The following is a 21,512-nucleotide window of genomic DNA, read 5'->3' on the forward strand; positions in this document are numbered from 1 at the left end:
AGACGGGTTCTCCATTGGGACTCGGACTGTCAAAACAAACTCTGGTGGGAATGGTGGCTGTTCCCGCGGGGATGACCTGACTGACATGGCCGGGAAGGAACCATGCAGAGGGGACTTTTTGCCTTTTTGCGCTTTTTGCAGGGGGATCTCGCGCCCGCTCGCGCTCACGCGCGGACGCAGGGACATGCGTGAGGGGGGTGCAATAACAACAAGAAGTAGTGTGATATGTATTACTCATGGACTGCCTTGGACTTACGTCATCTCCGACCTTCCGCTTCCGGGACTTATTGCGCCCGCAAAAACGGTCAGTCTGGTGCTGTGTGATGGTGATCAACCCGGTTCACGGGCTTTTGCACGATGCAGAAAGGGGTTATTGCGCGGCACCTCCTGTCGGAACGAGTCGGTACACCTCGCCCGGTCGACCGCCGGTCTGATGCGTGCCGAAATCGATCAGCCGCTGGGCGACGAGCGTGTCCCGCACTTCTTCGTGTTCCCGGCGTGACCACGGCAGCTTGCGATTGATCATCCAGAACGGCATCCAGCGATCGCCGTGCTGCGCATGCCACTTCGCCAGGATCTCCAACAGCCGTTTTCGCTTGGCGTCGAAGTCGCTTTCACTGGCGTGACTGCCGGCCATGAACAGCATTCGCCGCGTCTGATGTTCGACGAACTCACAGGCCCAGGTGACAGCCGGCAGATCGATCTGTGGTGCCGAGTGGTTGGCGCTGCAGGCGTAGATCAGCGACAGCCGTCGGGCCTTCTCGTAGGCACGGGCCCAGATCGCCATCGATACCGGATCACCGCCATCCTCTGCGCGGGAATACTCGGCATCGGCATACTCACGAAACGCCCGGAATCCATTGAGTGCCGCTGCGTCGGCATCAACCAGTTGCGGGACAGGATGCCACGTACTCAGATTGCCGGCATGTCCCGGCTGATATTCGGCCCACCAGCGAGCGACTTCCAGAATCGGCTCCGGAATCGGACCGACGTTCGCTTCACGACCTCGCCCCCGCTTCTGCGATTCCAGGATCAGCATGCGGGCCAGAAACCCGTTGGTCATCAGCCGTGGTGAGATCGCTTCATAGAAGTGCTTCGGAACCGCCGTCCCGAAGATGCACAGGCAGGGCTGATCGATAACGGTCCGTTCCTTGCCGGCCTTGGCCCGCATCACGTAGACGCTGCTGGCGCTCGAGTACATTTGCAGAAGGATGCTGACGACCTGCTCGTGACGGGCGTCTTTTGCCTGCGTCACTTTCAGCAACAGACCATCCAGTTCATCCACCTGAAACAGGGCCGATGGCTGCGTGAACAGCCGATCTTCAATGCCTTCCCCGCTGGCGAACGAATTCCCCAGACACTCCGGCATGCCGACTTCCAGCAGGATGCGTTGATTGACCTTGCGCGGGTAATCCTTTCCAGCGCCCGAGTTGGCGAGTCCCAGCAGGTACAGATTCGTGCGGTTGTCAGCCGCATCGCGCACCTTGCGGCCGGCCAGCAGTGCTTGCAGCGACAACGCTCCGCAGAACGCCAGCACCGGCTCCGGATAGGGAGCACTGCTGAGCGTGTAATCAATCACCGAGTTGATGAAGCCGGGAACGCGCAGCAACTGTGGGGGCGTGGGTCCCGGATCTTCGAAACGGGTCGCCTCGTCGCTGCCCGAGTCGGCATACATCTGATCCCAGTGATTCTCCGCCAGGGCGACGGCAATCTGGTCCGGCTCATAACGAGCGATGCTGCCGGCAATGCGTTCGACCTCGCGTGCTGTCAAAGCCGGCACACAGCGATCGGCGTTGGCACGCAACAGGGCGGCCACAATCTCTTCCTGCGACATCCCCACACGCCGCATCGCTCCGCCGAGTTTCGCCAGTGTGGCATTGCGTTGGCCGGAGGGGATTTTGTTACCAAGCCCCGTACCAGTCGCCACGTCGGGCGACGTGGGCGTTCCGGGCGGCGGTCCGTCGAGTTGCGCGACCAGCCACGCCGGCGGTTCGGGCAACTGGTCCGGCGATACATCCAGTTCCATGCCCGGCACCCAGCGATAGGAGCCTTCAGCACGCCGTGACGGCGGGGCGACGATGTAGCCACCATCGGCCCGGGTGTCGACCTGCGGAGCCAGAACGCTTTGGGTGCAGCGCCAGCCTTTTTCCGGCGGCTGTCTGAAGATGCGATGGCTGCCACCGCCGGGAGTGAGGGCCATTGGTCCGGCGGCCAGTTCCATTGCCCGTTCTTCACCGGGCCACGTATTGGTCGCCCCATCAACGTCAATCACCACCAGGCCGGCAGTCGGCAGGCCAATGTTGGCCGAGGGATGTGCGGTCCACCAGCGTTCGATCTGTTCCGGATCGAGACTGGCATCATGAAATCCGCGCGGCGTAATCGGATTACTGCCACCGGCGGCGCAGGGAAAGACCGGATAGCCAAGATCGACGTAGTTGAGCGCAGCTTCGAGCAGGTCATTCAAAACGGGACCTCCTCGTCGTCGAACGAATCTCCCCACGGCACGGGTTCCGGCTTCTCGGCCAGGTCGTATCCGACAATCCGGTCATAGCGTTCGCCGGGCACCGAACGGACGACGATCGCGTGCGTGGCGCACAGTGCGCCGGCTTCCGCCAGCTCGACCGCCCGCTCAGCCGAGTCCGGTACAGGATCGGGGGAACGGCGGGACCACCACGCTTCGGCTTTCTGACGGGCGTAGCCTTCGTGTTCCACGCAGATGAATTCCGATTGCCAGTGACTGAGCCCCAACCGGTAGTCGACTCGCATCGTCTGCGGGGCTCCGGGCTGAGCGTCCCGTTTGGTGTGGACCGAATACGAGATGTCCATCACCTCGTACTTCGTATCGTTCATCTGGTCGGACAGGATGCCGGCATCGGTGGCTTTCGCTTCATGCTTTTGTCGTTCCGGCGGTGGGAACTCGTAACCGCACTGCGGGCAGGTCGCGAAGCCGGCTGCGATCACCGCATGACAGATCGGACACTCCTTCGCCGGCGCTTCCCTGTTGCCGGCAGGCCGTTCTTCAATCCGGATCGCATCCACCGGCCCGTGCCGCAGCACGTTGCCTCCGAAATCGAGCACGAGGCAATTCTCTTTGCCAGGATGCAGCCGGAACCCGCGGCCCACCATCTGGTAATACAGTCCCGGTGACATCGTCGGCCGCAGCATCACCACGCAGTCGATGTTGGGCGCATCGAATCCCGTCGTCAGCACGTTGACGTTGCACAGGTACCGCAGGTCCCCGTCACGGAACGCTTTGAGTGTTGCGTCTCGCTCGGCCGTCGGCGTTTCCCCCGACACGAAGCCACATTCGATGTCGTGATTACGGAGCAGGACTTCCTGCACATGCCGGCCATGTTTGATGCCGGTGGCGAAGATCAGCACGGACTGGCGATCGGCCGTGAACTCCACAATCTCCCGGCAGGCGGCATCGACCAGTTCGTCCTGATCCATCAGGTCTTCGACCTCAGCCGCCACGAATTCGCCACCACGGATATGGACGGCGCTGGTGTCAATACGGGTCAGGCCGGCCTTGGTCACCAGCGGCGACAGATAACCCTGCACGATCAGTTCGCGGACACCGACTTCGTAACCGACGTCATTCAGGAAATGGTCCGGAGTGCAGATCATCCCTGACTTGAGGCGATAGGGCGTCGCGGTCAGCCCGATCACGCGGACGTCCGGATTTACCACCCGGGCCTCGGCGAGGAACTGCTGATACATCCCTTCGCCTTCGGGCGGAATCATGTGGGCTTCGTCAACCAGAATCAGATCGATCGGCCCCAGTTCGCAGGCCCGTTTGTAGATGGATTGAATGCCGGCCACGATGACCGGCGCCTGCGTGTCGCGGCGTTTGAGTCCGGCGGAGTAGATGCCGAACTTCACTTCGGGACAGACGACCCGCAGTTTGTCGGCCGACTGTTCGAGCAGTTCTTTCACGTGGGCAACGATGAGGACGCGGCCGCCCCAGGTGACAACGGCGTCACGGCAGATGGTCGCCATCACGGGAGTCTTGCCGCCACCGGTCGGGATCACGACGCACGGGTTGTCGTCGCGCTCCCGCAGGTGTTCGTACACGGCGGCCACGGCCGTCTGTTGATAAGGACGCAGTGTCAGCATTCCGCTTTCTCGATCAGAACTTCGGTCTTCCCCTCGGGGACGACCTCGCGTTTGGTGATGGTCAGGGAGACGATCTGGCTGTCGTCGTGGTAAGCACCGCCGTGCTGGAGCGCGTCGAGAATCGCCTTGGGCAGGTTGTCGACATCGCGGCGACGACGATCGGGCGGGTACACGTCGATCTGCACGATCAGCGGACCATCCAGTGGCTGGACCCGCCGTGCCGCGAGGAGCGAGCACACGCTTGCGCGAAATGCCCGCCCCGTGCGGCTGATGAGCGTCCGTGCTCCCACCCGCCGCCAGTAGTGATTGACGCTGGGTGGAAACGGCAGTTCGAATCTCAGACTCACAGAAACCTCGCCTTGCCTAACCCCATCCCGACTCACCGTGGCAAGCCCAACCTAACCGCGACTAACCACTCCACAGCCCGCCAGGACCTGACGAACCTTGCCTAGCCATTGCCGGCCTTTCCTTGCCGCGCCAGTCTTCGATTGAGTCAGTCGTCAAGTACGTCGAATCGGGTGACACGGAACCGGCCGTATGTCGGTCGGAAATCCGCGATGCCGATCAGGCGGCCAGCGTCACTCACAAGTCCGTGAAGCATGCCGCTCGACACGTACTCCGGAAGATTGACCATCAGCAGGAATGTTGCGGTCCACCCGGCGTTGATGGCAGGCCGCACGCGCGTCACACCGCTTCGCTGCACCTGAACCCGACACCGGTGCTCGTAGTCCCAATCCTCGATTCCAAGGCTGGCCAGCGGCGTCAGACTCACGACCGCCGCCTTCACAAGGTCCATCGCACTCTTGCGCGGAGACCGGGGATCCTGCCGGTACTTGGCTGCTGCAATGATTGCCTGCCGCAGGTATTCACCGGGAATGCACAGCTCGTTGTCGTTGTTGCGATAGACGTAGGATTCCACGTCGTCGGTTTTCTTGGCCGCCGAGCCCTTGGCGGCTTTTGCTTTCGCTTCAACGGCCTCACAGTTCCAGCGGTGAAACAGCAGATCGGCGTCCCCGCAGATCGACAGCTCGACGCGATAAGGAATCGAATGATCGAGAGTCTGTTTCGCGCCGTTTGTCACGTCCGGCCCGATGGCCGACGCGTTCTTTGGCTTTCCGTTCATTGTCGCTGTCATTGATATCTCCAAAGAGGAAGTTGAAAACCGCCATGCCATGTCGCGCCTTGGCACGCCCTGCCTGGCCGAATCGAACCATGCCCGTCTTATGCCTTACGCAGCCTTGGCTCGCCTTGCCGTGCCATACCTCACCCCACGATGCCTCGCCGTACCCGGACTTATGCTGTCTGGGCGGAGCGCTGCCACGGCGGAGCGGTTGTCTTTGCCGATGGCGTTTGAGTCGCCTTGTCATTCCTCGGTGAATAGCCACCGATCTCGTTCTGCAGCTCACCCGTGTCTGAGCGACGCTTGAGTTTGACCGAGATCACCAGTGGCAGGTTGTGGAGTTCAACCGAGTCTTTCGGAGCCATCACTCCGACCGCCCGACAGATGGCGGAAAGTTCCGCTCTGGCGATCTGCACCGCCGTGGCATTCGGGTTGTCGAGATTCAGCCGGGCCCAGAGCAGCCGGCCTTTGTGGGGACCATCCAGCACCTCAAACGTGAGCTGCAGATAGTTCCCGGTGCCGGCCTTCGTGGGCTTCATCTCCGAATCGGTGATGGCGGCCGCATACTTGCCGGCGGGCAGTGGTTCGAAACTGGAAACGGGTTCCACCTGGTTGGCATCGAATCCGTGAAGGTTGGCCATTAATCAGTTCTCCGTATCAGAAGGTTGGGAAGGGGTTGATTCCGGGTTGGTCAGCGCGGTCATGAAGTCGGACCACGCGAGAGGCAGTTCTTCCGGCAGCGAGAATCGGTTCTTGGCGACGCACGATGGGCCGCCGATGGTGCGGAGCATCCGTTCACCACCGTCTTTGCCGAGTCCGAAGGCAATCCCGCGTTTGCGGTTGAATCCAGTGTCTTCGGACTGCACTCGGATCTTCCGCGTGGCGAACATCACGGCGTCGCACCACTCGCAGACGAGGGCGCAGGCGTGCTTATGCAGCCGGGGGCTGTAGCGGTCGTAGGCGGTCGCTTCCGGGTCTTCGAACTTCTCGACCTTGGCGTGCGCGATGCACACCACGACCATGCCGCGTTCGGTCCGTAGTCGGTTGAGCAGCCCCAGCACTTTCCGCCAGTGGGTCAGTGCGTGGGTGTAGCCCTTCGCGTAACCGCCATCGACTTTGTCGATCGACGTGACATTGTATTGCCGGCACAGGTCATCCCAGATGAGGCGTTCCAGCCAGTCCAGACTGTCGATGACGACCGTCTGGTAATCGTGCTGCTCGGAAATCAGTTCCTGCAGCGCGGCCTGCACGTCTTCCAACTGCGTGGCCAGCGGGAATTTGTCGCACTCGATTTCACCCAGTCCGTCTTCGGTCTGAATGAAGATCGGTGCCGGCGCCTGTGAGGCGAATGTCGACTTGCCGATGCCTTCGGTTCCATAAAGCACCAGCCGTGGCGGCAGCGGTTCTTTGCCACGATGGATGCGGGACAACATGCTCACGCGCAGATCTCCTGGGGTTCGGGTTGGTGGGTGGAATCGACGCGTGCCACCTGGAACGCGTCTTCGCCGAATTCGCGGCGAAGGAAGCCGACGAACAGGCGATTGACGTCCCGACCGACCGGCGTACCCGCATCGATGACGCAGGCACGCCGGTCCGGATCGAGGTAATGCGACGCATCGAGTCGGACCTGGGATTCGCCGTGCAGGCTTTCGGTCGCCAGCACAGCCAGCAGCAAAGAGGCCTCGACTTCTTCCAGCGGCACATCGGGCTGGAACTCGTAGCGGTAGAGTTCCCTGGTCATGGCGATCTCCTCAGGTCCAACAAGTGCGTCTCTACTTGGAGAGCTACCCGGTTGGGTGTCGAGGTGACGAAGGTTTTCAGACGTAGTCCCGCAGGCCCGCCGCTTCGAACCGCTGCCGCAATCGGCGTACGGTGTCGTTGAGCGTGGTGCGGGGGACGCCGATCTCACGCGCAATGGCGGAGATCGACTGAGTCTTCATCCGTTCGGCCAGATCGCGGAGTTCGTCCGGCAGAGAGTCAATGACATCCGCCAGGTCGGTGACGAGCTGCGCGAGGTCTTCGTCACTGCGCGGATCACGACAGCGGCGGCCGTTGTACTCACGGTCGCCGATCGTCTCGGCCAGTTCGGTCGGACCGTCCTCGGTCATTTCTACCAGCAACTGCAGAGAGCCGATCCGTCGGTGATCCCGCTTCTGGGCCTCGGCATCACGGATGATGCTGGCGACCGAACGTTCGACGATCGCGGTCACGAACGATTTGCGATGGGCCACAGCGGGATCGAATGACTTCAATCCCTGCAGCAGCCGCGTCAGCAGCTCCTGCTCCAGATCCTCTCTGTCCTGCCGGGTGTAGCCGGCGCGGCCGATGATCTGCTTGACCTTGCGTTTGACGATTCCAAACTCGAAGCGCCCCAGTTTCGGCGCGCACGCAGAGCCGGCGCCATTCGAAGCATTCACCTGCATCACATGTCCTGGGCCGGAGGGGCGGGCCCGGGAGCGATACAGGTCGGGTCACTGCGCCGCGGATCACTTCCGCTGACCTACGCAGGCACGACAGGCGACTGCCGGGTGTTCAGCCTCACGGCCTCAGCCGGCGGCTGCGGTGTCGCATCTGTCGCAGGGTGCGCACGGAGCGTGCGACAGATCAGTGATGCGGAAGTCGTGTCATGTGGGCGAGTTACCTCAATCTCGTTTTTCTATCGGGGTGTCGCGTCGCTGCGACGAGCGCGTGCGCACGACAGATTCACTGGAACCGGTTTGAAGCAGTTTCTTGTGCTTATTGACGAGTCGGGAAATGGTCGAGTGGTGAATCGAGAACCCGCGGCTCTTCAAATCCTTCTCCGCCTTCCGGGCCGACGAATCGTTGGCGACGTAAGCCTGCAGGATCAGGTCGTCGGTCAGTTTGGAATCGAGTGCGCTGCGGACCTTCTGATCGAGCACGAAGTTCAATACGCCCGGCGTTTCCGCCGCCCGCTCATTGGCGTCGTGAATCAAGCCGACGATGGTTGTGGTGTCGATGTCGAGATCGTTGTCCACCAGAGAGACGACCTCCGACAATCGAATGAGCGGTGGCGGCTCTCCGACCCAGAAGTCGGCATCCGGTTCCGCCAGCGGTACGAACACCACCGGCCGTTTCGACGCCGTAATCTGCCGGCGGAACTCACTGGCATCGGGCTGGTTCAAACCAACAGCCAGCAGCATGTCACGTGTCTGCCCCTGATACTTCCAGCGTCCGAGTCGCCAGATGCGACCGGGGGCCAGCCCGGCCAACTTGCCCGTCAACTGGAAAGCGGAGGCTATGATGGCCGCGATGTGATTCACATCCACGATCCACTGCTGCAGGTCATCCGACGAAAGCACCACACGCAGGTGTTCGGGACAGTTGATCGCGTAACGGGTGCGGCCACTCGGCCCGGAAATCGCGACCACGTCTTCCACGTGATCGCGACATTCCGGACAGAGCACGCGTTCCGCGCCCGTCGTCGGACACAGAACACCCATCTCGACCAATTGCTGAAGCAGACCGGCCGGCCAGAATTCCGCAGCGTCGGAACTCAGGACGGCATCGGGAAGGTCCAGCAGTGGCCACACCACACTCAGAGGATCAGTCATTCAGAATCCCCCAGCGCTGGATGCAGCGTTCGCCAATGATCCGCACTTCGTCGGGTTTGGTCTTGATGTCACAGGTGTTCGGGCAACTGACGCTGAAGGTCATCTTCTTGCCCTTCTTCTCGCCGTCACCGACAAACTGCAGCTGAATGCTGGCCTGTGTTGCCGACACCTGTGATCGGTCGAGACCGTGAGCGGCAAGATGCTGGTTGATGGCGGTGAGGATCTCAGCACGGGTCGCGTACTCGGAGAACTTCAGCTCCAGATACTCAAGAGCCGGCACGGCCACCCGTGGCACGATCCGCAGCCGGCGGAGTCGCACAGCGGCCAGCATGTCTTCCGGCAGCGTCGTGAAGGCGAAGGCGGGATCGAGCAACTGATCCAGTTTGTAGCTCGCCCGCAATGGTTCATCGTCGTCGACCTCGATACCGAGGACTGCCCGACAGAACGCCTTCCGCAACGGCAACTGCACTTTCTTGCCGCCCTTGGCAATCAGATCGATCGCTCCTTCAGACGGAGAATAGACAAACACATTGCTGAACGCGTAGCTCTCTTCGCGCGGCGTCAGCTTCTGATCGTCGTCAAAGATCAGTTGCTTGTCAGGCCAGTCCGGCAGGTAGGCAAAGAAGAAGTCCGCTCCCCCAGCGCGCTGGTAGTGATGGACTTCGCAGACCTCGCCGCGGAGTTCCTTGTTCCAGTAGAACGCGCGAATCTCTGCTTCCAGTTCCGCCTTGAGTTTCGGCGACCACGTGATGGGTTCCTTCGGGAGACTGTTCCACCGGTTGGCCAGGCCACCGGTTCGCAATGCTTCGGCGCGGGCGAAGATCGCCGCCTGGTCGAATGCATCCCGTGTCTCAAGGAAGGCCCACAGCGACTTGTCCGCCGGGCTCTTGAGCGCTGCGAATTCTTCGAGGCGTTCAGGGCATTGCCATTCGATCTCCTCGATCAGAACTTTCTGTCCCTTCGGATCAGAAAGTTCATGCACGTCCTGGAGCAGCACCTGATAATGCTGCCGGTCGTCTCCCATCGTTTCCCATGCGGCAACGACGGTTTCCACGTCCCGAGCCTTGAGCTCGTCCCATGCGATCTCCGCCATTGCCGGCACGTCTTTGAACAGTCGCTTCAGCAACTGGTTATCATGCAGCTTGAGCTGCTTCCGCAAATCAAACGATTTTGCCATGTAACATTCCTCTCGATGCGGTGTCTCCGTTCGCTGAACAGTAAACACTCAAGTCAAAAAAAATGCCGTTCACTCGAACAGCGATGGTTCCTTTCTGTGACACAGTAACTTCAGGTTCTCCAGCCGAATCCGCATGGCTTCAGCTGAGACCTCAAACGTTTCCGCCAGCGGACGGCAGGCGTGTTCGAACAGTGTGTTGTTGATGCTGTCTTCGCCCATGCTCAGGCCACCGCGGCGCAGCAACTCACTGGTGATGATCTCCTGCTGCCGTGGTCGCAGGTCATCCAGGTAGATGGGATCGAGATTGCCGCGCCACTTGTCCCACTCCTGCAAGACCAGTTCCCGGGGCATGAGCAGGGCGGCGGCAAAGTAGTTGGCCTGCCATTCGAGCGGACTGGTGTCGCTGGAGCGGCAGATGTAGTTGGCGCGGTCATCCGCTTCCGGCAGCAGCGACGGCTGATTGGCGTGTCGCTGGAACAGAGTCCGGTGCAATCGCCAGTGCCCGGCCTCGTGGGCCAGCGTGAATCGGAAACGTCCCAGCTTCGCCGGATTCTCATCGGGATCAAGGCTCTGGTCGACACCCACCCGGTTTTCATTTACCCACAGCGCACCATGCACGTCACCGACGCCGAACAATGACCGCATGTCGCGGAATTCGAACGTCAGTTTCAGGTGCAGTTCAATGATCTCGTCGATCGGCACTGGCGGCTCGATGACGGCTTCGAAGTCGCGGCCATATTCGGCCAGCAAAACGGCAGCTTCATCTTCGAGCTGCCGTTTTGTGAAATAGGGTTCTCTTCGCGTCGATGCGGAGGGACGTCGTGGCACTGGCTCAACCTTTCTCCTTGAATTTGCGAGCTTGTTTTGTGAGTTTCTGTAACTGTTCTGGCGTCAGGCCGCTGGCTTCGCGGAGTAATTCGGGCATTTCCGTTGGCTGTTTTTGAATGATCTCCGACAGGTCCCCAGGGACTCGACCAGCCAGGGCTATCCACTGGTCGGCATTTTCTTCGAGTAATTCCGCCATCCGCTTCACACGATCCGCTGTGGGCGGGCTTTCCACTTTTCCCTGCTCCACAAGGGACAGATACGTCGGGCTAATGCCCACCTTTTCCGCGAACTTGCGCAGGCTGAAGCCCTTTGCAATTCGCGCTTCGCGAAGAACTTCGCCAAAATGTTTTTGGTTTGCGGTCATCCTGTTTTTCGCTCTCAGTCCATTAATCATTCACACCAAGGCGGGCCTTGAGCCGTTCGACGGTATGCGGCCATTTCTTGGAGCGGGGTTTGGCAGCCGAATTCTGATTCCCGAAGAATCCCTTTTCGCGGATCGCGTTGGAGACCGGAACGGTCTTGATCCACTCGACTCCGACGAGATGTTCAGCTTTTTCAGGATCCTGAATGGCCGTCGTTGACTGGGAAATCTTGAGAGCAAGCCCGGTGATCGGGACTTTGTTACCCTCGCCATCATCCACAAGGAACCCATCGATCGGCGCTGCCTCCTGAACAACCCGGCCGACGCCGACGTAGCCTTCGCCTGGTATGTTCACCCAGATACGTGCATCCTCACTCAGCATTCCCAGGGATTTCGTGTACCACGATCCGCCTCCCGCCGAGACAAATCCGTACTTGCAGGCTTCATCCCAATCGCGGTTTTGGGCACCGCCGAACGAGACGTAGTACTCACCGTTCCAAGGTAGCTTCTCCCGTTTTTCGACAACCTTGGCTTCGACCTGGTCCGGCTCAATCAGCCAAGCGCGACTGATGTATTCACTGTCACCATCCTTGAAGAACCGGAAGAACACGGCGTTGACCGCGACGCCGAAGTCGGTCAAGTAGTTGATGATCCGTTCTGTGCTGTCATCCAACTCAGCAGCAACAACGACCAGTTCGTGGACTTCATTGAGCGCCTCCGGCATCTCCTCCGTGCTGAAGTACTTGCAGAACGCTTCATCAAGTGAGGTCGTGCCCTCATTGGGGTAATACTTGTGTGTGTAAGCATCGAAGATCGACGCGATGTCATCGTCTTCGAGATGGCGCACCCAGGATCCGTAATCCAATACTTGCGCGACGACTTCTCGCGGCGTCTTGTCTCGTTTCAACTCGATGACAGTCAGGTTGCCTTCTCGGTCGATCGCCAACAGATCGATGAACTTCCCGAAGGCCGTCGGCACCTGTCGACCGATTAACAACAGATTAGGATCGAGAATCGACAGATCCTTAAACAGTACATCCTCCAGACGTTGCTCAGTCTCCATCGCCGAGAATTCAACGCGCTGAGGCGTCTCACCCATTTTCCAGAGTCCGACTTCAATTGGCATTTCAGATCTCCTCTTCCAATATCTGGCCGTACTCCTTCAAACAGTCCAGCCGGTAAGACAGGCAAACAAGACTGTTCACTGAACGATAAACACCCAGATGTTAACCCGGCTGTTTCGGAAACACAATCGGCAGAGGAGACTTTTTCGGTGACAGCTGGTGTGGTACTGCCGCAAGTCCCTGTAGTGAGGGACCATCGGTCAAGCCGACGTATCAATCATTCAAGAGAGAAGTCCACAACTTCCGCTGCTTTCGCCAGTCCGGAACCAGCGCGACGGATTGCAGTTGCCGCAGATGAAGCGGATCGCGGCCGCCGGTCACACGCGGCAGATGCAGGATTTCTTCCTGAATGTCCGATGCCAGCATCAGCAGGTTCATGATCTGCGTGACGCGGGCACGGGAGACGTGGCCGAGGCGGGCCAGTTCGGCGTAGTCGGTGACGTCACCGTTCTGGATCAGTTCGTCGAACCTGATGGCCAGCGCCATCAGCCGGGTGATCCGGGGCAGTCGGCCGACTGGAATTTCGTCGTTCGGATCAGATCCCGTCTCCATCACACGTCTGGCTCCACGCCCGCGGCGTTGGAAATGGATATCGGCTTCGAGAGTGATCGATTTCATGCTGCGTCCTCCGCTGTGACGAACTCGTCGCCAAAGTTGCGAATGCCATCCGGGTGAAAGGTGACCGCCACCTTTCCGCGTTCACCGTCGTAGTCGACCCGCTCGACCAGCAGTTCGATGATGCGGGCCTGTTCGCGGGGTGTGAGTGCTTTCCACACCGGATCGAATTTTGCCATCGCCGCAGCGACCTCGCTCTGGTCGATCGTGCGGGCGGTGATGGCTCGAATCTGTTCCCGAATCTCCGTCGCCCGACGCTCCGCTGTCCGCGTCCGTTCCTGAAGGTCGGCCAACCGGGCGACCGCTGGCGAGTCTTCGTCACCCGGGCCGACGTGGGCGACGACGTCGCGAATCTCCGCGGCCCATCGGGCCAGTTCTCTTTCAAGGCTGGCCTGTTCCGCCTCCAGTTCCACTAATTGAGACTGGGCCTGTTCGCGAACCTGGGTAAGCGTCTCGCGAATCAGATCGGGATCGCGACCAATGCAATGTATCTGGTCGACCACGAACCGTTCGATCTCAGTCGCCGGGATCGATGGGGACGGGCAGTTCTGCCAGCCCCGTTTCTGGGCGTGGCAGCAGACGTAGTACCGATACCGCTTGTTGCCGTTCTTCGTCGCGTGTGTCGGCGTCATCGCGGAGTCGCAGGCCACGCACCGCAGCAGCCCCTTCAGCAGAGCACCGAACTTATTGCGTACTTCCGCTCCGCCGGTGCGGCCATTGCGTTGCATCAACGTTTGCACCTGCTGCCAGACGTCGGGATCGATGATGGCCTCGTGCTCGCCTTCGTGAACCTCATCCTTGTATCGCACCTTGCCGAGGTATGTGACGTTGGTCAGCAGTTTGTGGAGGCTGGTCTTCGTGAACGGTTTCCCGCCGCGCTCGATGCCTTTCTTCGTGACCCACCGCTTGTTGACCCAGCCACGGTCATCGATCTCCCGGATCACCGTGATCAGCGATTGATGCTGCAGGTACAGGTCGAAGATGGTCCGGACGCGGACTGCCTCGTCATCATTGACCACCAGTCTCGAACCACGTGGATCGACGTCGTAGCCGAGTAGCGGCATGCCGCCGACCCATTTTCCTTTGCGGCGTGCAGCGGCGATCTTATCCCGCGTCCGTTCCGAGATGATCTCCCGTTCGAACTGGGCGAAGGACAGCAGCACGTTCAGCACCAGCCGGCCCATCGAACTGGCCGTGTTGAACTGCTGCGTGACGGAAACGAAGGACACCCGCTGCCGATCGAAGACTTCCATCAACCGGGCAAAGTCCAGCAGTGATCGGCTGAGGCGGTCGACCTTGTAGACCACAACGCAATCGACCTTGCCAGCCTCGATGTCCGCCATCAGGCGTTGGAGCGCGGGGCGATCCATGTTGCCGCCGGTGAATCCGCCGTCGTCGTATCCGTCCGGGATAATCTCCCAGCCTTCATTCACCTGACTGCGGATGTAGTTCTCACCCGCCTCTCGCTGGGCATCGAGAGAATTGAATTCCTGCTCGAGCCCGTCTTCTGTCGATTTGCGGGTATAGATGGCACACCGCATCGTTGGGCTGACGGTGGCGGCCTTCCGCGTCTTCGTTCTGGTCATCGCTGGCCTCCTTTCCGCAGACGAAAGAAGTGGAAGCCATTCGTATGGGATCCGGTGATGGCCTTCGCCACGGCGCTGATTGATCGGTAGACCTCGCCTTCGTATTCGAATCCATTCTCTAGCACGCGGACCTGGAGCGTGTCGCCTTTGTATTCACGGGTGAGCACCGTGCCGGGAAGCGGCAATCGGTTGTCGCCGGCGAATCGCACGGCACTGGTGACCGTTCGCTCTTTCGACTTTGTCGCAGGCTTCGCCTTCGGGGGCGTCATCCGGATGTCCGCCTCGTTGGCCAGTTCGGCGGCTCGTTGCCGTGCCCGTTCGGACAGACCGCCCTCGGCCATTGCCTGCAGACGCCACGCGATCCGTTTCACCAACCAGGCCTTGTTGCCGGTTCGCGTCTCATCGCCGAAGACCTCGGCGTAGCGTTCCCGCAGTTGCTTGACGGTCATCCGCTGCAATGCGGCGACCTCTTTTCCGACGTTCAGTGACATGCATTTCTCCTTGTTGAAGAACCCGACCCCACTCGGCGGTCTCCGAAACCGTTAACCGTGGTGACCACTGAGCACGGTTTCCGCAGGAACTTCAAGGCATGTCTCCGCTTCGTCCGGAACTTCGGAACCGGCCAGCGCGATCCGCCGGCGAAGCCGCAAGATAGCGGCGGCAAAGATCGAGGCGAGTTCGGTTCTGCGTTGGTCGTCCTGGGACGGGTCGGTGTCGTCGGGTCGGCGCATCGTGTCTCCAGTAGGTAGGACGGGATTCGACCAGCGGTGGTCGAACAGCCCAATTAACAAGGCCTATCTGGAGAGCTACCCGGTTCGTGGGGGAACTGACGGAGCGCAATCACCCGCACTGCCTGTTCTCCCGCCCCAAAGAAAATGCGACAATCGGCCAATGGAGAATGCCTCAACCAGACTCGCTGACGACCGCGGCACTGTTGCTTCGCCGGCTTCGATGCTACGATTCAAAGAAAAGCCGAGTCGAAACCTGTCCGCCCGCGGTCGAGAGACACATGTGCCACGTGCGTGACCGTTTAGGATATGCAACACATGACCAGCAGCGCATACGCAACACCCGAAGATGAGTACTGGTACAATGTATCTACCCAAGAAGAACTTCCAATTGCGGGCGAAATCGACCTAAGCGTCGATCTGGAAAGCCTCGAATCTTTCTTTCGTGGGCTTGCTGAGCAGACCACCGAATCGGCCGCAATTGCATTTGTTGCATCGCGACTCCGGCAAGACTCAGATTTATTCGACAACATTCGGCAGTTTCTCGGCGTCAGCAACAAACGTGCATATCTTGAGCTCTCGTACCTCGCCAGCCGCACGCCACACCCAACACAGGACTCAGGTCTGTGTGGCTGCTACCCTTGGACCCTTGCACGCCACCCGATGACTTTCTTCACAAGACTGCTTAACGGAAGGCAAGGAAAAGAGGTCGCCTCAGTTGCCTCAACGATGATTGCAACCTACTTGCTTGGCAAGGGCCTCCAGCAGGCTGCGGTCGGATTTAGTGTAGCGAAGCGATCTTTGATGGAATTGATATTCGAACGATTGATTGCGCCCAAAGAAATACAACAAAAGGCTGCCAAGCGGCGGGGCCACGGATGCGAAGCGGCTTTAGCACGCGTAGCCTCGGAAACCGGAGCAGAGATTGTACCTGACAATCGTGCCACGAATCCGATGGGTGCCAATGACCCACATATTGACTTAGACACGATGGAGTTCAACGACCGAGTTGCCGGCCATACTCATGCATTCGACCTGGTGATCACACAACAAAACAAACCTCGCATTCTGTGCCAGTCACTGATACATACTTCTGACCCTGGTCAATATGGTGTCGACAAGAGCAACGAAACCGTCGCAATCAAGCAGCGTGTAAAGGCGTGGAACGACGCACACCCTGAACGACCGATCGAACTCTGGGGATTGGTGGACGGCGTCGGATTCAGCGAGAACAAGCCCGACACCATCAATAAACTGATTCACAACTTCGACCATTTCATTCAGCTCAAGACACTCTACAAATTGCCACTGCGCTTGCACTTAATGGGTTTACTACAGATACAAGCTGTTAACTTTTCTGACTTTTACTCTGCGGAAGACGTAATAGCCATTAAGGCTGCCTATGTGGCTGATGGCATTCAAGTGTTACATGGCGCAGACTCCCCCGCCCAGCTCAAATCGGTACTGGCAGGCGAGGCCGCGGTTTTGGTTTAACGAAGCGACTATTCGTAAAGCTGCTCGACGAGCTCGTCGACGGCTTCTCGCAGACCGGCAACGCAGGCTGATGAAGACTCCCGAAGAATCTCATGGCCCTCGCGACAAAGTCGGCTGATATTGCAGTGCGCCTCCTGTGCCTTATCAAACACAGGCACTTGCAACGTCTTAATAACCTTTGTTGATATTTGACGGCTTTCAATCAGTGAGTTGACATATCGCCTTGCCAATGAAGCAGAAAGTACTCCTGCCACGAAGAAAGCCTCGTCCCGCGATTCGAATGGCACAAACATAACTTTATCGTTCGGTATCGCCAGCCTGCCGTCATCCGACGTATCCACAACGCACACAATGAACTCGCTAGCGATGTATCGCCAACAAACCTTGTAGGGAGCAAATGTGTAGGGACCGACACGCTGCAATGTGTAGAAGTACTTGTTCAGCAAGTTTTTTTCCCACCCAGCAAAGCCCTTTCGGTTTGAGAGAACTTTCTTCATAGAGCGAAGGTACTTGTGCGCCTGCGGATAGCGAGAGGAAAGCTCTTGCTCGTCCAACGGATACATCCCGGTTGATTGATCGTGCGGAAACAGCAGTCCAACTTCAGACGAGTACTCCCACATTTTCAGATCTCGTCCACGGACTACGGGGCGGAGCGAATCCGTTTCAAGTTTCACTTGAACCTGCTCAACTTTTCGTTTTGCCCGTTCAACAATGTTTTCACAAAGAGAGAGTCCGTTTAGTTGCTCCAATTCTTGCATGTAGAAGACGGCGTTTGCCCCCCCCGTAAAGACTCCCATTCTGGGCTGCAGCTCGTTCTCCCCTGCGAGCCTTTTCATTGCTGTCATGTCTTCGCGTGATGCGATCATCCATCTCGATTTGGAATCCGCTGTGGTAGGCTTTGCCAGACGGTCGATCTCCGTTGTCTTGGATCGAACTTCAAGAAGTGAGGACGAAGACTCGGGGCTCCAACGCCGCCGATCGCGTTTCTGCATTTCCAGCACTGCAACGGGGAACTCGGTTGGCTCGCCTTTTTCAAGAATCCATGCGGCCGTGTTTGTTTTTGCAGACTCGAAGACACTAATTCCTGGAAAAGTACGGATTGACTTGAGTTTCAGCGGGATTCCGCCATCGGTTATTGTCAGTCGCCTCACAGTGCTTGACGCCACTTCGGAGTGCATTGTGGATGGGCGAATAACAACAGCACTGCTTCCTCCCAATCGCAAATAACGGTCCCATGCTGTCACGATGGCCAAATTGGATAAGTCTTCCTTCAGGAATGAAGCCTCAAGACCCTTTGAATTAAACAGGTCGTATCGCTTCCAAGCTGGGGCGGTGATCTCGCGGTATGGGCGAGACATGTACTCCCAACCGACCCACGGCGGATTAGTCACCAGCACATCGGCAGGGAGAATGTTGCACGTGAGTATTTGATCTGCTTCACGCCTAGTGAGTGCAGCGAGTTGGCCAGACGTATTCCCGTGTGAGGTTGGAGGCGATATCCAATGCGACAAGTTAAGCCCGGCGGCATTTGCATACGCATGAGCGGAGTAGAGTGCAATGTCGTCGTATGGAGATTCAAAGGTTGTTGTGATTCCGTCAACGGCAAGGGGGGCAGCCCATAGGCAGTTCGCGCGGTCCGCATCCAAAGCACTCGGTAACACGGAATCCGCAGCCAGGATGTTTATGCAATACTTGGCCTCCGACGCATGTTGTGCGAGAAACAGCGCGATGTTTGCTCTGCATGCGGCTGCAGTGATGGGATTCAATTCGACACCCAAAATGCGAGGCAGTATTTCGTCGATACTCGCCTGATTGTCGACTGCTTGACGTAATGCTTTGACTATGAAGACACCAGAACCACAGAACGGGTCGACAAGGGTCTGAGAGGGGTTCCACCCGGCATCGAGCAAGAGAAGTTCGGCAAGCCACTCGGGCGTAAAGAACTGGCCGGTGACGTGACAGAGATTGGCCGGAAAGAGCTGATGTTGGAGTGCCTGAAATGGATCATCCCCTTCCAGTAGGAGGTTGTGTTCGTCCCATCGAAGTGACACACTGACAATGATTTCTTTTAGTAGATCGCACAATGAACTCGAGGCATCGAATAGCCAGTCGAATTTGCAGCCGGAACCGAATCCAGATACGCCAAGATTTTTGAAGAGTGTTCCATCTTCGAGCTCCACCAGAAAGTGGCGAAGACGTTCATTCGTCAATCCGCTCACTTCTCGAAGGAATGCGTCGGGGGTTCGATGAAAGGCAGAGAGCGCGATAAGGTTCGTTTGGAGGAAGAACAGGGATTCCATCGCGATGACAGCGGAATGCGCGTCAACCTGTTCCAACCCAGCGAAGGTTACGGCTCGCTGCCCATCCATTGCGCCATAGCACAAGTCAATTCGTGATTTCCAAGACTCAAGGATTGCAGTATCTATCCCCGCAATGTGCTGCGCGAGTCTCAATAGCTGGTCGTTGAGCTGATTCGTGGTCTGCACTGTCACGTGGCCTCCTTTTGTCTGGACCAGTCGCAGAGTGTACAGTGAAGACGAGAAAGTCAAGTCCGCTGGAATACTCAGAGCGTTGCACACGCACCCCAAAGTTTGCTGGTTAAATCGGGGTCCGAAAGGGACCGGGTTGTTAACTCCGAGACTCCTGTTAACCAGAGACTCAGAGAGTTTTGGCGCGAGATTCCGGGGTGCGGAAGGGACCTTGAGGGTTCCTCTCGGACCTCGGTTGGTCTCTCTCGAAACGAAGAGTCGCGGTGAGCGACTCGATCCGACGCAAAGCCTTGCGTGAAAGGCGGAAACGCAAAAACGCCCGGCTGCCGAAATTTCGACGCCGGGCGTTAACTGGATTGTGCCTTCTTTCCGCAGAAAGAAAACGAGCTCCCCGACGAGGACTCGAACCTCGAACCTACGGATTAACAGTCCGGCGCTCTACCAATTGAGCTATCGGGGAAGGTGTGCGAAAATTTAGGAGAATGAGGAGAGGCTTGCAACCCTACTATTGTGACTTTCTTACTCTCGGTTCTGAGTTCTGCAAATTGAGGTCGGACTTATGATCTGAATCGGCATATTTTGCAGTCGTTGCTGGAAGAGTTTGCTTGTTGAGGAGCATTTTTCCTGCAAAGTCAGAGTGTCACGATTAGGAAACTGACCACCAATTCGAGAATGTCTCAGTGGCTACTTCTTTTTCTTTGAAGTGGTTTTCTTCTTGGCTGGCTTCTTCTTTTTCACCACTTTTTTGGCTGAGGATTTGGTGGATGTTTTCTTTTCAGAGGCAGCAGATCGTGATGAAGTTTTCTTGGAAGGTTTTTTCTTGCTGACCTTGGTCGTCGGTTTCTTTGGTGCCTTTTTCTTCACTGGGTTTTTGATGAGTTCGGCGAGTCTTTTTCCGGCGTCGAGTGGTGAAATTTGTTCGTCGATTTCTTTGTACAACTCGAAACCCGGTTGGAGCTTGGGATCAGTTGCGGCACATTTCAACAGGTAGCAAAACTGCTGGCCTTCAGTTTTTTTCAAGCCCGCTTTAATGGCATCGGCTGCTTGTTCCTCAGTGTCGACGGGAGCGGCCAGAGCAAGCCATTTCAGGACCTGGGCCATCGTCTCGTCGATCGGCAAAACATGAGCGCCTAGTGCGTTCTGAACGGTGTAGTCGCGCATGAACGTCGAGAGGTGCGAGATCGACATGAGCTCTTTATTTGCAGCCTCTTGCGTTTTGCGTTTCAGCACTTCAATATCGAAGGCGTAATATGTTTCGAAGACATATTGCAAAACTTCACGGATTCGCAGTGCCTTCCAGTTTGCGTCGTTGATGTCCCCGAGGACTTCCTCGATTTCAAGAACTGAGCTGACTCGGATTTCATTGAGATCGAAAAACCCGTCCAGCAGTCTGGCGTAGGCTGCTTCCGCTTGTTCGTAGCTTGAATCTTCAAGACATGCTGAAAACAGCAGTGTTTCAAAGACGGACCGTTCCTGCTTTGGAGGAGAGCCTTTGTAATGCTTCTTCAACTCCGTAACCAGTTTTTTGCAGATTTTTTGTTTCTCAGCAGCTTTCAGCGAATTGCTGGCAGGCATGGATGCCTCCCGATTCTTGGGTCGAATTTTCAGGAACTGATCCGTTAGCTTAAGTTTGACCTCTCAGGGATGGAGAGGATCGCGCGTTTCATCGGCTTTCGGATAGATAAAATGGTCTCAGCAAAAATGATATTCTGCAAGTATTGTGAACCGCTCCGTGGGTCTGTGAATCACTTCTGTGCTTATGCCAAGTTCGAATCAACAGGAGGTTGGTTGAAAAGAGTCGTCAAGACGATCAGTCAGTTGACTCTTGTTCAAGCTCATCCTGGGAAGTCTCTTCGTCATCCTCCTCGGAAATGAGAGCTTCACCGTCGGGGTCCAGATCTTCGTTGTAGATCTCTCTTAACTTCTTTGAAACTTCGATGCTCTTCTTGATTCCCTGATCGGAGACAAAGCTCAGGATGGGAGTCAGTCGTAATTGAAGCTGGTCTGCAATTTTCGATTGCAGCCATCCACGGGCAGCATTGAGTCCTTGGAGCGTAAGTCGTTCCGCTTTTTCATCACCGAGTATGCTGATGTAAATTTTTGCAGTTCGGAGATCTGAAGGGACTTCAACGTGTAGAACGGTCACATTTTTGACGCGAGGGTCTCGCAGCTCAATCACGATTGCAGAACTGACAACCTGTCGAATCGCCTCAGCAACTTTTGCAGTTCTACGAGATTTCATTGGTGTCAATCAGGAGTTGAAGGAAAAATGAGAGAGTTAAGATGAGCGATACGGACTGTT

21 protein-coding genes and 1 tRNA gene are annotated in these 21,512 nt (G+C 57.6%); 1 reads left to right on the top strand and 21 read right to left on the bottom strand.

Features of this window, described 5'->3' with window-relative positions:
* Positions 1-370: 370 nt before the first annotated feature.
* The 17 genes from Mal48_RS15185 to Mal48_RS15265 all read right to left on the bottom strand — a co-directional run bounded on the left by Mal48_RS15185 (position 371) and on the right by Mal48_RS15265 (position 15,230).
* The gene (locus Mal48_RS15185; protein ID WP_145201243.1) at positions 371-2,464 is read right to left on the bottom strand and encodes a bifunctional DNA primase/polymerase; all 2,094 of its coding nucleotides are present in this window, start codon (positions 2,462-2,464) and stop codon (positions 371-373) included.
* A complete protein-coding gene (locus Mal48_RS15190; protein WP_145201246.1) occupies positions 2,461-4,116 on the bottom strand; it encodes a DEAD/DEAH box helicase in 1,656 nt (551 codons plus the stop codon). Before Mal48_RS15190 ends, Mal48_RS15185 begins: the two co-directional genes overlap by 4 nt.
* A complete protein-coding gene (locus Mal48_RS15195) occupies positions 4,110-4,463 on the bottom strand; it encodes a RusA family crossover junction endodeoxyribonuclease (RefSeq protein ID WP_197441737.1) in 354 nt (117 codons plus the stop codon). The genes Mal48_RS15190 and Mal48_RS15195 overlap by 7 nt, the downstream gene beginning before the upstream one ends.
* Positions 4,464-4,609: 146 nt before the next feature.
* Positions 4,610-5,251, bottom strand: a complete 642-nt coding sequence (locus Mal48_RS15200; protein ID WP_197441738.1) for a hypothetical protein — start codon at positions 5,249-5,251, stop codon at positions 4,610-4,612.
* A gap of 158 nt (positions 5,252-5,409) precedes the next feature.
* Positions 5,410-5,877: a DUF669 domain-containing protein gene (locus tag Mal48_RS15205; protein ID WP_145201249.1), complete on the bottom strand. Its 468-nt coding sequence runs from the start codon at positions 5,875-5,877 to the stop codon at positions 5,410-5,412.
* Between the two features lie 3 nt (positions 5,878-5,880).
* Positions 5,881-6,669, bottom strand: coding sequence for an ATP-binding protein (locus Mal48_RS15210; protein WP_197441739.1), 789 nt, complete (start codon positions 6,667-6,669; stop codon positions 5,881-5,883).
* 2 nt (positions 6,670-6,671) lie between these two features.
* Positions 6,672-6,977: a hypothetical protein gene (locus tag Mal48_RS15215; RefSeq protein ID WP_145201255.1), complete on the bottom strand. Its 306-nt coding sequence runs from the start codon at positions 6,975-6,977 to the stop codon at positions 6,672-6,674.
* A gap of 76 nt (positions 6,978-7,053) precedes the next feature.
* Positions 7,054-7,659: a sigma-70 family RNA polymerase sigma factor gene (locus Mal48_RS15220; protein ID WP_145201257.1), complete on the bottom strand. Its 606-nt coding sequence runs from the start codon at positions 7,657-7,659 to the stop codon at positions 7,054-7,056.
* A gap of 219 nt (positions 7,660-7,878) precedes the next feature.
* Positions 7,879-8,808: a hypothetical protein gene (locus Mal48_RS15225; RefSeq protein WP_145201260.1), complete on the bottom strand. Its 930-nt coding sequence runs from the start codon at positions 8,806-8,808 to the stop codon at positions 7,879-7,881.
* A complete protein-coding gene (locus tag Mal48_RS15230; RefSeq protein WP_145201263.1) occupies positions 8,801-9,985 on the bottom strand; it encodes a hypothetical protein in 1,185 nt (394 codons plus the stop codon). Before Mal48_RS15230 ends, Mal48_RS15225 begins: the two co-directional genes overlap by 8 nt.
* A 69-nt stretch (positions 9,986-10,054) precedes the next feature.
* Positions 10,055-10,813: an ImmA/IrrE family metallo-endopeptidase gene (locus Mal48_RS15235; RefSeq protein ID WP_145201265.1), complete on the bottom strand. Its 759-nt coding sequence runs from the start codon at positions 10,811-10,813 to the stop codon at positions 10,055-10,057.
* 4 nt (positions 10,814-10,817) lie between these two features.
* Positions 10,818-11,177, bottom strand: a complete 360-nt coding sequence (locus tag Mal48_RS15240) for a helix-turn-helix domain-containing protein (protein ID WP_145201268.1) — start codon at positions 11,175-11,177, stop codon at positions 10,818-10,820.
* A 22-nt stretch (positions 11,178-11,199) separates the two neighbouring features.
* Entirely contained in the window at positions 11,200-12,300 is a 1,101-nt protein-coding gene (locus tag Mal48_RS15245) for an endonuclease NucS domain-containing protein (protein WP_145201271.1), read from the bottom strand.
* 211 nt (positions 12,301-12,511) lie between these two features.
* Positions 12,512-12,916, bottom strand: a complete 405-nt coding sequence (locus tag Mal48_RS15250) for a hypothetical protein (protein WP_145201274.1) — start codon at positions 12,914-12,916, stop codon at positions 12,512-12,514.
* Entirely contained in the window at positions 12,913-14,499 is a 1,587-nt protein-coding gene (locus tag Mal48_RS15255; protein WP_145201277.1) for a recombinase family protein, read from the bottom strand. Before Mal48_RS15255 ends, Mal48_RS15250 begins: the two co-directional genes overlap by 4 nt.
* Complete coding sequence (locus Mal48_RS15260; protein WP_145201280.1) at positions 14,496-14,990, bottom strand: DUF2924 domain-containing protein; 495 nt, start codon at positions 14,988-14,990, stop codon at positions 14,496-14,498. The genes Mal48_RS15255 and Mal48_RS15260 overlap by 4 nt, the downstream gene beginning before the upstream one ends.
* 51 nt (positions 14,991-15,041) lie before the next feature.
* Entirely contained in the window at positions 15,042-15,230 is a 189-nt protein-coding gene (locus Mal48_RS15265) for a hypothetical protein (protein ID WP_145201283.1), read from the bottom strand.
* Positions 15,231-15,545: 315 nt separating this feature from the next.
* On the opposite strand from Mal48_RS15265, the gene Mal48_RS15270 reads away from it, so the two are divergent.
* Positions 15,546-16,721, top strand: coding sequence for a hypothetical protein (locus Mal48_RS15270; RefSeq protein ID WP_145201286.1), 1,176 nt, complete (start codon positions 15,546-15,548; stop codon positions 16,719-16,721).
* Between the two features lie 8 nt (positions 16,722-16,729).
* Here Mal48_RS15270 and Mal48_RS15275 read toward each other — a convergent pair whose 3' ends face one another.
* The 4 genes from Mal48_RS15275 to rbfA form a co-directional block, all read right to left on the bottom strand.
* Positions 16,730-19,213, bottom strand: a complete 2,484-nt coding sequence (locus tag Mal48_RS15275) for an N-6 DNA methylase (protein WP_145201289.1) — start codon at positions 19,211-19,213, stop codon at positions 16,730-16,732.
* A 384-nt stretch (positions 19,214-19,597) separates the two neighbouring features.
* A tRNA-Asn gene (locus Mal48_RS15280) sits at positions 19,598-19,670 on the bottom strand.
* A gap of 224 nt (positions 19,671-19,894) precedes the next feature.
* On the bottom strand, positions 19,895-20,785 hold the full coding sequence (locus Mal48_RS15285) for a hypothetical protein (protein WP_145201292.1): 891 nt from the start codon (positions 20,783-20,785) through the stop codon (positions 19,895-19,897).
* A 235-nt stretch (positions 20,786-21,020) separates the two neighbouring features.
* On the bottom strand, positions 21,021-21,452 hold the full coding sequence (rbfA, locus tag Mal48_RS15290) for a 30S ribosome-binding factor RbfA (protein WP_145201296.1): 432 nt from the start codon (positions 21,450-21,452) through the stop codon (positions 21,021-21,023).
* Between the last annotated feature and the right edge of the window lie 60 nt (positions 21,453-21,512).

It is taken from the genome of Thalassoglobus polymorphus, from assembly GCF_007744255.1.
GTDB classification, from domain to species: Bacteria; Planctomycetota; Planctomycetia; order Planctomycetales; family Planctomycetaceae; genus Thalassoglobus; species Thalassoglobus polymorphus.

Excerpts from the sequence above, each read along its gene's own strand:
- Mal48_RS15190 (WP_145201246.1), bottom strand. The coding sequence starts at position 4,116 with ATGCTGACACTGCGTCCTTATCAACAGACGGCCGTGGCCGCCGTGTAC.
- Mal48_RS15200 (WP_197441738.1), bottom strand. The coding sequence starts at position 5,251 with ATGACAGCGACAATGAACGGAAAGCCAAAGAACGCGTCGGCCATCGGG.
- Mal48_RS15205 (WP_145201249.1), bottom strand. The coding sequence starts at position 5,877 with ATGGCCAACCTTCACGGATTCGATGCCAACCAGGTGGAACCCGTTTCC.
- Mal48_RS15210 (WP_197441739.1), bottom strand. The coding sequence starts at position 6,669 with ATGTTGTCCCGCATCCATCGTGGCAAAGAACCGCTGCCGCCACGGCTG.
- Mal48_RS15215 (WP_145201255.1), bottom strand. The coding sequence starts at position 6,977 with ATGACCAGGGAACTCTACCGCTACGAGTTCCAGCCCGATGTGCCGCTG.
- Mal48_RS15220 (WP_145201257.1), bottom strand. The coding sequence starts at position 7,659 with ATGCAGGTGAATGCTTCGAATGGCGCCGGCTCTGCGTGCGCGCCGAAA.
- Mal48_RS15225 (WP_145201260.1), bottom strand. The coding sequence starts at position 8,808 with ATGACTGATCCTCTGAGTGTGGTGTGGCCACTGCTGGACCTTCCCGAT.
- Mal48_RS15230 (WP_145201263.1), bottom strand. The coding sequence starts at position 9,985 with ATGGCAAAATCGTTTGATTTGCGGAAGCAGCTCAAGCTGCATGATAAC.
- Mal48_RS15240 (WP_145201268.1), bottom strand. The coding sequence starts at position 11,177 with ATGACCGCAAACCAAAAACATTTTGGCGAAGTTCTTCGCGAAGCGCGA.
- Mal48_RS15245 (WP_145201271.1), bottom strand. The coding sequence starts at position 12,300 with ATGCCAATTGAAGTCGGACTCTGGAAAATGGGTGAGACGCCTCAGCGC.
- Mal48_RS15250 (WP_145201274.1), bottom strand. The coding sequence starts at position 12,916 with ATGAAATCGATCACTCTCGAAGCCGATATCCATTTCCAACGCCGCGGG.
- Mal48_RS15255 (WP_145201277.1), bottom strand. The coding sequence starts at position 14,499 with ATGACCAGAACGAAGACGCGGAAGGCCGCCACCGTCAGCCCAACGATG.
- Mal48_RS15260 (WP_145201280.1), bottom strand. The coding sequence starts at position 14,990 with ATGTCACTGAACGTCGGAAAAGAGGTCGCCGCATTGCAGCGGATGACC.
- Mal48_RS15265 (WP_145201283.1), bottom strand. The coding sequence starts at position 15,230 with ATGCGCCGACCCGACGACACCGACCCGTCCCAGGACGACCAACGCAGA.
- Mal48_RS15270 (WP_145201286.1), top strand. The coding sequence starts at position 15,546 with ATGACCAGCAGCGCATACGCAACACCCGAAGATGAGTACTGGTACAAT.
- Mal48_RS15285 (WP_145201292.1), bottom strand. The coding sequence starts at position 20,785 with ATGCCTGCCAGCAATTCGCTGAAAGCTGCTGAGAAACAAAAAATCTGC.
- rbfA (WP_145201296.1), bottom strand. The coding sequence starts at position 21,452 with ATGAAATCTCGTAGAACTGCAAAAGTTGCTGAGGCGATTCGACAGGTT.